Consider the following 14,643-nt stretch of genomic DNA (forward strand, 5'->3'; position numbering starts at 1 on the left):
TATTTCCTAATGTAAATCTTTGTGCGGTCATTATCAGAAATTTTCCTATTTTTAATCAATAAGTTAGTATAAATAATTCTATTTTTTGATCGATGCGGTAACATTGAAAAACTTGACAACTTTGTGTTTTTGGGGATGGTGGCCTCATATTGGGAGGGAGCGAATGGACCCCGAGGAAATAGCCCGGAACATGAATGGCCGGCTCCAGGGCGTGTCGCCAGGGCGCCAGGGGGCTTTGCTGCCTTCGCCCATGGTCCAGAATCATGCGGCCTATCTGCACCTGCTTCAGGATGGTGCCCTGGTGTGCGCCTGGTTCGGCGGCACGCTGGAAGGCAAGTCCGATATTTCGATCTTCGCCAGCGTATTGCCGAAGGGGGCACCATGCTGGGGGCCGCCGCAAAGGCTGAGCTTCGATCCCGCCCATTCGGAGCAAAATCCCGTGCTCTTCACCGCCCAGGATGGAAAGCTGTGGCTCTTCCATACCTCTCAGCCTTCCGGCAATCAGGACGAATGCAGGATCCGAATGGCCGAGATTCGCCGGGACGTCTCGCAGCCGCTGGCACTGACGGCCGGGGAGGGCAACTATCTCGATCTGCCGCGCGGCTGTTTCGTGCGCGCGCCGCTGGCGGTGCGCGACGACGGAGCCTGGCTGTTGCCCATCTTTCGGTGCGTCCAGCGGCCCGGTCAGAAATGGAACGGCAGCCATGACACGGCCGCCGTCGGCATCAGCCTCGACGAGGGCAGGACCTGGCGGCTTGAGGACCTGGACCAGTCGATCGGCTGCGTGCACATGTCGCCGGTCCGGTTGGGCGAAAGACGTTTCGCCGCCTTCTTCCGCCGGCGGCAGGCCGATTGGGTCTTCAGGAGCCAGAGCGTGGACGGAGGCCGGTCATGGTCCGCCCCGCAGGCGACCGACGTGCCGAACAACAATTCTTCCATCGCCGTGATACGCCTCGGCGACGGCAGGGTCGCGATGATCTGCAATCCGGTGAGCGCGGCGCAGTCAGCGGACCGGCGCGCCTCGCTCTATGACGAACTCGGCGAGGACGACCGTCGTCCCGATGCGGATCCAACCGGCGGCTGCACGCCCATTTGGGGCGTGCCGCGGGCTCCGGTCTGCCTGTGCCTGTCGGACGACGGCGGCGAGACCTTTCCGCTGCGCCTTGTCGTCGAGGACGGGCCCGGCACCTGCCTTTCCAACGACTCGACCGATGGCCGCAACAAGGAAATGTCCTATCCCTGGCTGCTGGCGGAGCCTGACGGTACCATGCATCTGGCCTACACCTATCATCGGCGTGCCATCAAATATGTCCGGCTGGCTTCGGGCTGGGACAAGGCTGCCGTTCGGAGTTCTTCATGAGCAATATCATTGGCATCACCATGGGCGACCCCTGCGGCGTCGGCCCTGAGATTTCAGTCCGTGCGCTCGCCGGCATGTCTGCCCAGGAGCGTGAGACGATCCGCATCTACGGCAATTTGCCGACGTTGGAGGCTGCACGGGCGGCGCTCGGCCTCGATGTCGATCTTGCCGCTCACGTGGTGGATCTGCCCGTCGAGGGTGCCCCGCTGCCCTGGGGCAGGCTGAGCCCGGTCGCGGGCGATGCCGCCTTCCGCTTCATCGAGAAGGCGGTGCGCGATGCCGAAGCCGGCGTGATCGGCTGCATCGTCACCGCGCCGATCAGCAAGGAGGCCCTGAACCTCGCCGGCCATCACTATGACGGGCATACCGGCATGCTGCGCAGCCTGACGGGATCGAAGGCGGCCTACATGCTGCTCGCCTCCGAACGGCTGAAGGTCATTCACGTCTCCACCCATGTCTCGCTGCAGGAGGCGATCCGCCGTTCGACCACCGAGCGCGTGCTGGCAACCATCCGTGCCGGCGATGCCCACCTCAGGCGCATCGGTTACGCCGCGCCCAAGATCGCGGTGGCCGGCATCAATCCCCATTGCGGCGAGAATGGCCTGTTCGGCAGCGAGGACGATGACCAGATCGCGCCGGCGGTCAGGGCAGCCCGTGCCGAGGGCATCGACGTCCACGGCCCGATTTCCGCCGATACCGTGTTCCATCGCGCCTATTCGGGCGTGTTCGACCTGGTTGTCGCCCAATATCACGATCAGGGGCACATTCCGGTCAAGCTCGTCGCCTTCGATACGGCCGTGAACGTTTCGGTGGAGCTGCCGATCGACCGCACGTCCGTCGATCACGGCACGGCCTTCGACATTGCCGGCAAGGGTATTGCCAATCACGGCAACATGATTTCGGCCATCGCCTACGCCCGCAAGCTGGTGTCTGGCGCGGCCAGGCGGGGATGACGCATGACCATCGCTCCAATCGTTCTCCATCAGCCCCGCCGTCTTGTCGTGGGTGCCGGCACGGCGGCTGAGGTCGGCAACTGGGCCGGCGATGCCGGGTCGGTCCTGGTGATTGCGACGCCGATCACGGCGGGCTTTGCCGATCGTCTGAAGCTGTCCGGCCGCGTCAGCGTGTTCGATGCCATTCCCGGCGAGCCGGATATCAAGACGCTGGATGCGGCTCTTGAAGCCGCGCGTGGCAGCAAGCCGGACCTGATCGTCGGTCTTGGCGGCGGTTCGGTTCTCGATGTCGCCAAGCTGGTGGCCGTGCTCTGGGATTCGCCGCAGACGCTCGCCGACGTCGCCGGGCCGAACCGGGTGGCGGGCCGGCGCACGCGCCTCGCGCAGGTCGCCACCACCGCCGGTACCGGCTCGGAGGCCGGCATTCGTTCCTTGATCACCGATCCCGGCAAGGGCAACAAGATTGCCGTCGAAAGCCCGCATATGATCGCGGATCTCGCCGTGCTGGATCCGGAGCTGACCTATTCGGTGCCCCCGGCGGTGACGGCGGCAACCGGTGTCGATGCCATGGCGCACTGCGTCGAAGCCTTCACCAATCGCCGCGCCCATCCGATGATCGACGGTTTTGCCCGCATGGGCTTCGGGCTGGTCGGCAAATATCTGGCGCGTGCCGTCAGGGACGGCGCCGATACCGAGGCACGCGAGGGGCTGATGCTCGGCTCCTATTATGGCGGCATCTGCCTGGGGCCGGTGAACACCGCCGCCGGGCATGCCATCGCCTATCCGCTCGGCACGCGGCTCGGCCTGCCCCATGGTTTGGCGAATGCGATCATCTTCCCGCATGTGCTGGCCTTCAACCAACCCGCCGCCGCCGGCAAGACAGCTGAAGTGGCGCATGCGTTGGGATTGGGACAGGATCTTTCCAGCACCGGGCTGGTCAAGGCAGCCCATGATTTTTGCCGAGGACTCGGCATCGAAATGTCGCTTGCCGCTCACGGCGCCAGGGAGGACGACCTGCCGCTCTATGCGCGCGAGGCACATGCCAATCGTCGCCTGATGGACAACAATCCGATCGACATGAATGTCGACGACGTGCTCGCGATCTACCGGGCAGCCCTTTAGGTTCTGCTGCGATTTATCTGCTCGCCTGGAACAGGCGGTCGCGAGACCCGGTAAGATGGTCATGCATGAGCTGTCTCGCTTTCGCCCCGTCACGGGTGGCGATGGCTTTGGCGATGGCCTCATGCTCGGCGAAGACCCGGGTGAGGCCGGTCGCCTCGCGTTTGACCGAGGCGCCGTGGAAGCGCATGCCGACGGCGATGTGATCCTTCAGGGCTTCCATCGCGGTGAAGAAATAGCTGTTCTGAGCCGCTCGCGCGATGGCGAGATGGAACTGGAAGTCCGCGTCTTCCCGGTGGGACTGCCGGTTTGTGGCGTCCCGCATGAGTTCCAGGGCCTGGCGAATGGCGGCCAGATTGGCTGCGTCGTGGCGCTCCGCCGCCGCGGCTGCCGCCGCCGGCTCCACCGTGAGCCGGAACTCGTAACAGTTCAGAAGGTCGGCGACGTTTTCCAGCTGTCCGAAGCCGAGCGGCTCCCGCATGCCGACCGCGCGCACGAAGCTGCCCGCCCCTCGCCGCGAATAGATGAAGCCCTGCTCGCGAAGCCGGCGCAGCGCCTCCCGGATGATCGGGCGCGAGACCTCGAATTCGATGGCCAGATCGTGTTCGGTCGGCAGGCGTTCGTCCGGCTTGTATGCGCCGGACTTGATGGCACGATGCATGCGCTCGAAGACGAGATCGCCGAGACTCCTGCGCGCTGTTCCGTTCTGCAAACCCATCTGTCATCCCGTCTTGCGGAGGATCTGGCCGGCGATCCTGCTCAGCGTATCCGGCTGCCCGAACCCCCCCGATTTTGCAATGATGCAATGACCTCGGGCATGGGCCAAGCCCAGCCCCGGCTGGCATTCGCCCAGGAGCCGAAAACGCCCGATTTCCATTTTTTCCAGCAGGGCCTGCGCCGTTTCCCCGCCTGACAACAGCAGCGTCGATACCTGCGCGAGGCTGGGAAATACACTCTGCGCGAGGGCTTGGGAGACCTCCCGCGAGGTCACGGTCTCCTCGCCCGGCACCGCCTGCACGAGGGTGATGGCATTGCCGTCGACGAGGGGCTCGGCGAGGCGGCCATTGGGCGCCGGCAGGTAATGGGGATCGAACGCGGCCCTGAGCGCATCGACCTGGGCAAGGGTGATCGGATCATGGGATCCAATCACGAACAGGGCGGGTCCGTCCGCAATCTCGGCCAAGCTCCCGACGGCCCGCCCCGTAAGGCGTTCGGCAAGCGCTTCCGCCAAGCCTCGTGCGCCGATCAGAAGATCGATGCCCTCCTCTTCCGATCGGGCGAGCCAGACGCGCAACCCGTCCTGGTCCGGAATGTCCGGAATTGTGGCGCGCACTGCGTGCGGGCCGAGCTTCTCGACAATGGAGATCGGTGTCTCCACGCCGAACCCTTGCACGCAGCCGGCTTTAACCACCCGTCCGAAGTCGGGAATCGCCGGGGCCATCAGTGCGGCGCGAAAGGGCAGGGCATCGAGTTCGGCGGCAACATGCCCCTTGAGGCGCGAGTCCACCTTCTTGAACAGGCGGGTCCCGGCCGGCAGGGCGGCCAAGGCTGCGGCGGTCAAATGCCGCGCCGTATCGGCGCTCAGTTCGCGTGAAGCGAGATTGATCGAAACCACGTCCGGACCTTCCCGGACGGCCTCGTCAATGGCATCGATCGTCAAGGCCACCTGCGCATGCATGCCCCGCGCCGCGAATGGCGCGGCGGTGTCCAACGCGCCCGTCAAATCGTCGGCAAGAATGGCCAGCATGGTCGTTTCTCGGAATTGTTGTTATCTTAGATTTTCTCTTTATCATTGAAATGTCAACAATTTTTGTGCATACATTACAAATGTACCGAAAGTCTTTCGCCCACCCGATGCCGCAGGAATGCCGTGGTTCATATACCTCCCGGCTGATGGACCGAGACAAAACAGGGCAGGCGAGGCGATGTTCGGGATGCCGCTCACGAAGCCAACCAGGGCGTGATGGCTGACCGGTTTCGTTTGGTGTTACCCTCGACACAACAGGTCCGACGATCCGTCCGTAAGATAACAAAGAACCGACTCCGGCCCTGCCAGGGCGGCCTGAAAGTCGAACGAGCCATTAGCGGCCACCCTCACAGGGAGCAGCGCGATGGAAGACGATCCAAGATCTGCCTTTCTGGAATAAGCCGCATGGACTTCGCGGGTTGCCGGCCGCCGCCATTACGACCTGAATGGTGCTGACGGGGCCTTTCCTTGCAGGTTCCCTTGCTCCTGCCGGTTCGGTCGCGGGCCTCGTGGCCCTGTACAAGCAGTCGCCGCGATGCGGCAGGACCGCGCCGCCTGTCTTGCCGGCCGGCTTGAGCGGGACTTGCCGGAAGGTCCTGCATTCGTTTGGAGATAGCCATGATCAAGCAACGCATCCTTGCCTTTTCGTGCTGTGTCGCCATCGCTCTGAGTGACTTTTTGGTGCCTGCTGCCGCCGCCAAGGCGGAGAAAGGCCCGCACGAGGATCTCCCGGCCTATTGCGCGCGGGTCGGTACCGACGACACTGTCCGCGACTATACGCCTGACCTGCGCGATCGGACGCTGCGTGCCTACAAGACATTGCAGAGTGGGTCTGGCGCGCAGAGCACTTCCCAGGCAGATCCGGGCGAGCTCGATGTCCATTTGAAGGCCGACGCCAACTATCGCTGCATGAACGGCAGGGTGATGGTCTGTTCCGTCGGCGCGAACCTGCCTTGCGTGAAGATCAACATGGCGCGCAACATCCCTGAGATCACGAAATACTGCCGGGAGAATCCGGGCGCCGACGACGGCCATGACCTGGCTCTCGCGATTACGGGTCATGATACGGGCCATAGTTTCCAATGTCGCCATGGGCGCGCCGTTGTCACCGGCACGACCTGGGCACTCGACAAGCGCGGCTTTGCCAAGAAGATATGGTCCGTTCTTCCCGACTAGGAGCCGCCCCGTGCGGGCGGGGTCGACTGCGCACAGTCTAGAATCTGTATAAATTATTGTTATTGCAAGAGAATTCAGAGAATGGCAAAGGGGATCGGGTTCCTCCTTCATATCGGCTGTCGTCGTGCCTCAAGCTCAGCGCCTCTTTCTCTCTTGCTTCGCGACGGTCTGCTTTGATCCATGCAAGCGGGTGTCGCGGCAAGACTTACCGCATGGTGCGATGGCAGGCGGGAATTGCGTCCTCATGGAGGGGCGCTAGATGGTGCTGGATATCCGCACGCTGTTTCTGCGCCACGCCAAGGAGGTCTCCACCGCCCTGCGGCGCAAGGGAGTTACGGCCGAGAACGCCGCCGATCTGACACAGGAGACCTTTCTCAGGCTGCTTTCGGCTGAAGCGCATGCCGAGTTGAATCATGCCAATCCACAAGCCCTGATCCACCGCATCGCGCGCAATCTGCGCGTGGATCAGCAGCGCCGCGAGCGACTGGTGCTCCGGGACGACCTCGCGGACGAGGCCGTCGCCGCGATTTCGGACGACAGACCGTCTCCCGAGACCATCGTCATCGACCGTCAGCGCCTTGCGATCGTCGCAGCGGCGCTGGCGGACTTGCCGGATCGCACGCGCCAGGCTTTCCAGATGCATCGTCTGGGCGAGAAGACCATCGGCGAAATTGCGCAGGAGCTTGGCCTGTCGACGACCAGGACCTGGACACTGATCCGGGAAGCCTATCTTCATGTCCGGGCCCGGCTGCAGGAGAAGGTGTAGGCGCGGCGAAAGACATCCGGTTTGCCGGATGAAGCCAGCAGCCGGCGGGCCGCTTCGCAGGCGTTCGGAAAATTGTTTCCGCTCATCCGTTTGATTGATGTAGTCAGGAATGGCCGGCCGGTGCCCGCTCGCCTGCCCAAGGAACGTCAATGAACGATACTTCCCCACAGGAAGATCGGCTGTTCGAAGAGGCGGCCGATCTCATGATCCGTCTCCAGAATGATCCGGGCAATCCCGTGTCGAGGCAGATGGTGAAGCGCTGGCGCGCCAGGGGCCCGGCCTATGAGAAGGCATGGCTCGAAGTTTCGGAAATCCATGGCCTGACGGGCCGGGTTCTTGTTCCCGCCTATCGGGCCGAACAGCGTTCCCGGCAGGGGCTGAGCCGTCGCAGCGTCGTGGCGGCGGGAGTGGCCGGGGCAGGGGTCTTGGCCGGCGGTTATATTGCCTTGCCCGCCCTTGTTCTGCGCGCCAAGGCCGATCACCTCACCGGGACAGCCGAAATCCGCCGTATTGCGCTTCCCGATGGCGGCACGGCGACACTGGGTCCGGACAGTGCCATTGCCCTGCATTACGACGGCCGCCGGAGAGAGGTTGCCTTGCTGGCGGGCATGGCATTCTTCGAGGTTGCCAAGGACCCCTCGCGCCCCTTCCAGGCCAGGACGTCCGAAATGGCCGCGACCGCCCTCGGTACGGCCTTCGACCTCAGCAACGATGCCGGCCTGGTTTCGGTTTCGGTCGAACATGGCTTGGTCGAGATAAATGTTCCCGGTTCAGGTCCCGCTGATGGCAACCGGCTGGCGGCCGGGCAATGGGCGACCTTCGACGAACGCACCCACCTTACCACGCGCGGCAACCGGGATGCCCGCCAGATCGGTGCCTGGCGCAGCGGCCAGATTCTGGTCGAGAACGAGCCAGTGCGGGCCGTCGTGGCGAAGATCGCGCGCTGGCAGCCTGGGCGCGTGATGATCGCCGATGCGGGTCTCGGCGCCAACCGCATCAGCGGCGTTTTCGATCCCGGCAATCCCTTGCGCGCTTTGGAAGCAGTGGTTCATCCCTTCGGCGCCCGCGTTCGTTCGCTCGGCCCCTACCTCACCGTGATATCGTCGGTCTAAAGCGTTTTCCAGAAAAGTCGATAGACTTTTCAGTGAGAGAAAACGCGTCAAAACAAGGAGTTAGAGCAATATGACGCTTCGGAGCAAAGTGATCCTGCTCTAAAAAACTTCGTAGAAGAGAGAAATTTCGCGGCTCCCATTCGTCTTCACTCAAGGGGGCGGGCTTGCGACGCGGTCGTCGAGCCCTGCAGCCCCTTGGTGTCGGTGAGAGAGGAGGGTTGTCGATGGAATTGGCTCGAGGCTTTCGTGGGGGCCTTTCCGGCTGGGCGCTGAGTTCCGCCCTGATGGCTTCGAGCGTTATCGTCTCCATGCCGCTCCTTGTTCCGGCCAACGCGCAGGCGGCGCAGGTTCAATTCACCATTGCGAAGGGACCGCTCAGCCAAGCCTTGGCCGCATTCGGGCGTCAGAGCGGCTTGCAGATTACCTATCTGCCTGCGATTGCACGAGGCAAGTCCTCGCCCGGCATCGCCGGTTCCGCCACGCCGCAGCAGGCGCTGTCGCGCCTTTTGCGTGGCACGGGTCTGTCCTACACCTTCACGAATTCAAGCACGGTCGCGATCACGGCGCCCATCGTCCGGGACGAGACGGCCAGTATTCCCGGCGCGATCGAGCTCGATCCGGTCGTGGTGGAGAGCGGTGGGGATGGCAGCACCGGCTACGTCGCCCGGCGCAGCGTGGCGGGCACGAAGACCAACACACCGCTGATCGAGACCCCGCAATCGGTGACGGTGCTCACCCGCAAGGAACTGACCGACCGCAATGTCCAATCCCTGACGCAGGCCGTCGCCTACACGCCCGGCGTGCGTACGGAATCCGCGGGTTTCGACTCCCGCTTCGACTCCTTCTCCATCCGCGGCTTCGACGTCACCTATAACGGGATCTATCGCGACGGGCTGCGCCTCCCAGGCGCCAACATGGCGGTCTTCAAGGTGGACCCCTACAATGTCGAGAACATCTCGGTGCTGCGCGGCCCGAGTTCGGCTCTCTACGGTCTGGGATCGCCCGGCGGGCTCGTCGACATCACCTCCAAGCTCCCGGTCGACACGCGCTTTGGCGAGGTGGCGCTGGAAGGCGGCAACAGAGACCACATCCAGGGCAATTTCGATATTGGGGGCCCGCTCGACGCTCAGCAGACCTTGCTCTATCGCCTGACGGGAACCCTCAGGGACGGCAAGACAGCCAATGTTTTGGGCGGCGGCGATGACAAGCTCGCCAGCCTGGCGCCGGCCTTCACCTGGCGGCCGAACGACCAGACGACACTGACCATCCTCGGCGAATATCTCCAGGCCAAGACGCCAGCCGCCTTCCCCTTTTACACATGGGCGGGTTCACCCTCCAATCAGTATGCGCAAAGCGATCCCGATTATAACAGCCTCGAGCAGAGCCAATATCGCATCGGCTATCAGTTCGAGCACAAGTTCGACGATACTTTCACGTTCCGCCAGAAACTGCGTTACGGCGCCGCCGATACGGAGGTGCGCTTCACCGGGATCACCAGCGTCGATACCGATGCGATGATCGCCAAGCGCTATACCGGCTATGTCCATGACAGATTGAAGGCCTTGGCGGTCGACAATCAGCTCCAGGCCGATTTTTCGACCGGTCCCGTCGAGCACAAGATGTTGGTGGGCCTGGATTATTCCAATCTCACGCTGCGCAGCGGCGTCGGCTACGGGACGGCACCCGATCTCGACCTGACCACCGGCGCCTCGCTGGGGGCTTTCACCGATCCGCCCTTCAATTCCTCCAACATGTCCCAAAGGCAGAACCAGCTCGGCCTCTATGTGCAGGAGCAGGCCAAATATAATAACTGGGTCCTGACTCTGACGGGCCGGCAGGACTGGGTCCGAACCAAGACCTATGAGCGCCTTTCCGATTCACGCCAGAGCGCTAACGACAATGCCTTCACCGGGCGCGTGGGCCTGACCTATCTGTTCGACAACGGCCTCGCCCCCTATGTCAGCTATTCCACCTCCTTCAATCCCAATCTCGGTTCCGCCGACGGCGTCGCATTCAAGCCCACGACCGGCCGGCAGATCGAAGGAGGCGTCAAATACGCCCCCGCCTGGTTCGACGGGATGGTCACCGCGTCCGTCTTCGACATCACGCAGGATGGCGGTATCGTGTCCATCGGCAATGTTTCGACGCAGCGCGGCAAGATACGCGGACGCGGCTTCGAGCTGGAAGCCGTGGCCAATCTCGGTGCCGGCTTCAGCCTGCGCGGCGCCTATACCTTCCTGGACCTGAAGACCATCACCGGCGATGTCGGCACCGTCGGCAAGGTGCCGACCGCAACGCCGCGCAACAGCTTCTCGACCTGGGTCGACTACCAGGCGCCCGGCGATATCGCCCTGGCAGGCTTCGGCGTGGGGCTGGGCTTGCGTTACATCGGAGAAAGCTACGGCGACGCCAAGAATACCTTCAAGAACGATGCGGTCGCGCTTGTGGATGCCAAGCTCAGCTACGATCTCGGGCAGATCAGGCGGGGGCTGAAAGGCTGGGACGTGCAGGCCAATGCCCGCAACCTGTTCGACAAGAAATATGTCACCTGCGAGGCCGGTTTTTGCTACCAGGGGGCTCGCCGGGTGATGACCGCCAGCCTGCGCTATCGCTGGTGACGCCTTGCAGTTCGGCAAGGCTTCCTGTCTCTCGCCCAGCCGGCGGACTTTCCTGACCGGCGGGCTGGCCGCGCTCGCTTCAGGCCTTGGTTCCGCCTCGGCAGCGCCAACGGGTTTGCAATCGGCTCCTTATCCCACGCGCATTGTTTCGCTCGACGATGGCCTGACCGAAACCCTGCTCGGCCTGGGCGTGACGCCGATCGCCATGCCGCAAGTCGAAGCCTGGAACGACTGGGTGGTCGAACCACGCCTGCCGCCCGGCATCGTCGATCTGGGGACCGACCGAGAGCCCAATCTCGAGCTGTTGGTGCGGCTTGCGCCGGACCTCATCATCACGACGCCCTACCTGGCTGCGATCGAACCCGTGATGGCGCGTATTGCTCCCACACAGACCTTCTCCATCTACGCTCCGCCGGGGGGGCACCCCTATGAACTGAGCATCAAGGAGACACTCCGGCTCGGCGCCTTGCTTGGACGCGACAGCCAGGCACAGGCCCTGATTGCCAGGGGGGCGGCTACAATGACGCAACTGCTCTCCCGTCTTCGCAAGGCTGCCGACAGGCCGGTGCTGATCGTCAACTTCCTCGACGAGGGGCATCTGCGCATCTACGGCCAGCGCAGCCTGTTCCAGGATGTGATCGACCGCTGCGGCCTCGCCAATGGCTGGACGCGGCCGACCAACTATTGGGGTTTTTCCACCATCGGGCTGGGGGATCTGGTCGTCAGTCCTGAAAGCCGATTTTTCTATTTCGAACCGGTCGCCCCAGGCATCCTCCAAAGCCTCGAAACCAACCCCGTGTGGAACAGCCTGCCGTTCGTTCGCGCCGGGCGCATCCATCGTCTGCCTGCCGCATCGGCTTTCGGAATGCTGCCTTCCGCGATGCGCTTCGGCACGTTGCTGAGCAGCCATCTTGCAGATGTCGAAAACACCCATGGTTGAGACTGCACGTCATAGGGGAGCCACCGTTCTCACCGCGAGCCTGCTCGTTGCAGCGGGCGCCTTGAGCTGGTGGCACATTGCCGGATACCTGCCTGCGGGGTTTGGGCTCGATGCCTTATGGGCAGGAAATCCCGCCGACACCGCACAGATGCTGCTCGCCTATAATTTCCTGCCACGCCTCGTCGTCAGCCTCCTGTGCGGCGCCACGTTGGGCCTGGCCGGCGCGCTCTGCCAGCTTTCCTTGCGCAACCCCATTGCCTCACCGACCACGCTCGGCATCGAGGCCGGGGCAAGCCTTGCCCTGAGCGTGGCGATGCTATGGGCGCCATGGCTGTTCGCCTTCGGGCGGGTCTGGCCGGCCCTGGCGGGCGGCGCGCTGGCGGCAGCGGGGGTTCTGGCCCTTTCGTGGCGGCGGGGCCTCGCCCCGATTTCGGTCATTCTGGCAGGACTTGTGACGGGGCTCTTCTGTGCGGCCCTCACGGCCATGCTGACCCTGTTCAAGACGGAGTATCTCGCCGGGCTCTTCATCTGGGGCAGCGGCTCTCTCAGCCAGCAGGGGTGGACGGTGACGGCCAAGCTCGTCCCTGTCCTCCTCGCGGCCGCGCTGGCCGCCGGCATGCTCGCGCGTCCCTTGGCATTGCTGGGACTGGACGATGCCAAGGCACGAAGCCTCGGCCTTTCCGTCGCGACGGCAAGGCCGTCCGCCTTGGCGCTTGCCGTGGTGCTCAGCGTCAATGTCGTGAGCGCGGTCGGCGTCATCGGCTTCATCAGCCTCGCGGCTCCCGTGCTGGCCCGTGCCCTGGGCGCGCGACGGGCAGGGCATCAACTGGCGTGGTCGACTGTGTTCGGTGCCGGCCTGTTGTGGCTCGTGGACCAGGCCGTCCAGTCGGTGGATGCTTTATCGGGGCTGAGCCTGCCGACCGGCGCCGTCACGGCCCTGCTGGGCGCGCCTCTCCTCATCGTCCTGCTCGTACGGCAAAGGAGCGTGCCGCTGGTGCCTCCGGCCGCCGCGGTGGAGAAAGCACCGCCGTCGACCGCGATCACGAGCCGTCTCATCGCCGTGGCAGTCCTCCTGCTCATCCTCCTGGCGCTCTCCACGGCGATTGGACGCGACGGCAATGGATGGCATCTGAGCCTGGGGCAGGAACTCGACAGGGTGGTGGCGCTGCGCCTGCCGCGTGCAATTGCAGCTCTGGCCGCAGGCGTGATGCTTGGCCTCGCCGGATGCCTGCTACAGCGCCTGACGGGCAATCCCATGGCCGGCCCGGAGGTCATGGGTGTCAGCGCTGGCGCAGCCTTCGGCCTCGCCATCGCCCTGTTCTCTCTGTCGACCGTCGGCCGGGGCATGCAATTGCTTGCAGCGGCGATCGGCGCCTTCGCCGCATTGGCGGCCATCCTGGCCCTCGACCGCAAGGCGAGCCCCGACAGGGCCCTGATCGCCGGCATCGCCTTCGGGGCCATGTTCGACGCGGTGATCAACGTCTTGATGGCCGGCGGAGATCCGCGTGCGATGCTGCTGTTGAACTGGATGATGGGCTCGACCTATGCGGTGGATACCACTGCCGCGCTCGTGAGCATTGCGACGGCGCTCCTGCTCTTTGGCGGATTGTTGCTGACCGTGAGAATGCTGACCATTCTGCCGCTTGGCAGGGGCATGTCGTCCGCTCTCGGCCTCAATCCCGGCCACAGCCACGTCCTCACCCTGGCTCTCAGCGCTCTCCTTGCCGCCGCGGCGACCCTGATCGTCGGGCCGCTCAGCTTCGTGGGGCTGATGGCACCGCATCTGGCGCGCCGCCTCGGCATGCGCCGGGTCACCGCTGAGCTGGCTGGGGCGGCCCTCATAGGGGCGCTGGTCATGGTCGCCGCCGACTGGTTCGGCCGCACCATCGTTTTTCCTCGGCAAATTCCCGCCGGACTGGCGGCATCCCTGATCGGATGTCCGTCCCTGATCTGGCTCCTAGCGCGAAGGTCCCCATCGTGAGTACAGCAGCCCTCATTGCCGACACGATCCATTTCGATCTGGCGCCTGCGTCGCAAATGCCGCCCTACCGCATTTTCCTGCGCATTCCCAGGGAAGCGCCGCCGCCCCAGGGCTGGCCGATCCTCTATTTCCTTGATGCCAACGCCATTGTCGGGACGGCGGTCGACATCATGCGCGTCCAGTCGGCCTATCCGCGCGGCACCGGCATCATGCCTGGGGTGCTGGTTGGCATCGGCTACCCGACGCCGGAAGCCTATGACAGCGTGCGCCGATCCTGGGACATGGGGCCGCCGCCCGGCCAGACCTACCCGCCCCACACCGAGGGCGGCCCCGAGGTGCGAACCGGCGGAGCCGACCAGTTCCTGGCGTTCATCGAGGACGAACTCAAGCCGGTGATCGCCTCCCGAGCCCCCATCGATGGGAGGCGGCAAGCCCTATTCGGCCACTCCTTCGGCGGCCTGTTCACCCTGCATGCCTTGTTCCGCAAGCCGGAAGCCTTCTCGGCCTGGGTCGCGGCCAGCCCGGCGATCTGGTGGGAAGGCGCGGGTATCGTGGGTGAGGCCGAACGTTTCGCCGCGCGAAAGGAGGCAAACCCTCCGGGACGCGTGCTGGTGCTGGCCGGCGAGTATGAACAGCGCCTGGCGCCATTCCAGCTCGGCGCGAGCGACGCGGCCGAGCGCGAGCGGGGCTATGCGGAAAGCCGGATCGTCGACAATGCACGGGCCATGGCCGAGCGCCTGGCGAGCGTGCCGGGTCTTGCGGCATCCTTCCAATTGCTGGAAGGCGAAAACCACATGTCCGTCCTGCCTGGTGCCCTCAATCAAGCGATCCGCTTCGCCTTCGGCTCACCCTGAGATCTCTCGAACGCGCA

Annotated in this window: 12 protein-coding genes; 10 read left to right on the forward strand and 2 right to left on the reverse strand. The window is 64.2% G+C overall.

All coding sequences use genetic code 11. From position 1 onward, the window contains the following. Positions 1-163: 163 nt before the first annotated feature. From J8I29_RS17505 to J8I29_RS17515, 3 genes are read left to right on the forward strand one after another with little or no spacing between them, the layout of a single operon-like run. Positions 164-1,360 (forward strand): exo-alpha-sialidase, encoded by a 1,197-nt coding sequence (locus tag J8I29_RS17505; protein WP_209432638.1) that lies wholly within the window; start codon positions 164-166, stop codon positions 1,358-1,360. After that, positions 1,357-2,313 (forward strand): 4-hydroxythreonine-4-phosphate dehydrogenase PdxA, encoded by a 957-nt coding sequence (pdxA, locus tag J8I29_RS17510; RefSeq protein WP_209432639.1) that lies wholly within the window; start codon positions 1,357-1,359, stop codon positions 2,311-2,313. The genes J8I29_RS17505 and pdxA overlap by 4 nt, the downstream gene beginning before the upstream one ends. A 3-nt stretch (positions 2,314-2,316) precedes the next feature. Next, positions 2,317-3,435 carry an iron-containing alcohol dehydrogenase gene (locus J8I29_RS17515; protein WP_105860154.1) on the forward strand — a complete coding sequence of 373 codons (1,119 nt, stop codon included), beginning with the start codon at positions 2,317-2,319 and terminating at the stop codon, positions 3,433-3,435. 13 nt (positions 3,436-3,448) lie between these two features. Here the strand turns inward: J8I29_RS17515 and J8I29_RS17520 are convergent, their stop codons facing one another. After that, on the reverse strand, positions 3,449-4,150 hold the full coding sequence (locus J8I29_RS17520; protein ID WP_105860155.1) for a FadR/GntR family transcriptional regulator: 702 nt from the start codon (positions 4,148-4,150) through the stop codon (positions 3,449-3,451). Positions 4,151-4,153: 3 nt separating this feature from the next. Next, entirely contained in the window at positions 4,154-5,179 is a 1,026-nt protein-coding gene (locus tag J8I29_RS17525) for a four-carbon acid sugar kinase family protein (RefSeq protein ID WP_209432640.1), read from the reverse strand. Positions 5,180-5,797: 618 nt separating this feature from the next. Between J8I29_RS17525 and J8I29_RS17530 the strand changes: the two genes are divergently transcribed. From J8I29_RS17530 to J8I29_RS17560, 7 genes are all read left to right on the forward strand, one after another. After that, a complete protein-coding gene (locus J8I29_RS17530) occupies positions 5,798-6,355 on the forward strand; it encodes a hypothetical protein (protein WP_209432641.1) in 558 nt (185 codons plus the stop codon). Between the two features lie 259 nt (positions 6,356-6,614). Continuing rightward, complete coding sequence (locus J8I29_RS17535) at positions 6,615-7,121, forward strand: sigma-70 family RNA polymerase sigma factor (protein WP_209432642.1); 507 nt, start codon at positions 6,615-6,617, stop codon at positions 7,119-7,121. A 149-nt stretch (positions 7,122-7,270) separates the two neighbouring features. Beyond that, a complete protein-coding gene (locus J8I29_RS17540; RefSeq protein WP_209432643.1) occupies positions 7,271-8,233 on the forward strand; it encodes a FecR domain-containing protein in 963 nt (320 codons plus the stop codon). Between the two features lie 224 nt (positions 8,234-8,457). Beyond that, entirely contained in the window at positions 8,458-10,851 is a 2,394-nt protein-coding gene (locus tag J8I29_RS17545) for a TonB-dependent siderophore receptor (RefSeq protein WP_209432644.1), read from the forward strand. A gap of 4 nt (positions 10,852-10,855) precedes the next feature. After that, positions 10,856-11,791: an ABC transporter substrate-binding protein gene (locus J8I29_RS17550; protein ID WP_209432645.1), complete on the forward strand. Its 936-nt coding sequence runs from the start codon at positions 10,856-10,858 to the stop codon at positions 11,789-11,791. Beyond that, positions 11,784-13,772, forward strand: a complete 1,989-nt coding sequence (gene fhuB / locus J8I29_RS17555) for a Fe(3+)-hydroxamate ABC transporter permease FhuB (RefSeq protein WP_209432646.1) — start codon at positions 11,784-11,786, stop codon at positions 13,770-13,772. The genes J8I29_RS17550 and fhuB overlap by 8 nt, the downstream gene beginning before the upstream one ends. After that, entirely contained in the window at positions 13,727-14,626 is a 900-nt protein-coding gene (locus J8I29_RS17560; RefSeq protein WP_209432647.1) for an alpha/beta hydrolase-fold protein, read from the forward strand. Before fhuB ends, J8I29_RS17560 begins: the two co-directional genes overlap by 46 nt. Positions 14,627-14,643 lie beyond the last annotated feature (17 nt).

Source organism: Labrys sp. LIt4 (genome assembly GCF_017813775.1).
In the GTDB taxonomy this organism is placed as follows: domain Bacteria; phylum Pseudomonadota; class Alphaproteobacteria; order Rhizobiales; family Labraceae; genus Labrys; species Labrys okinawensis_A.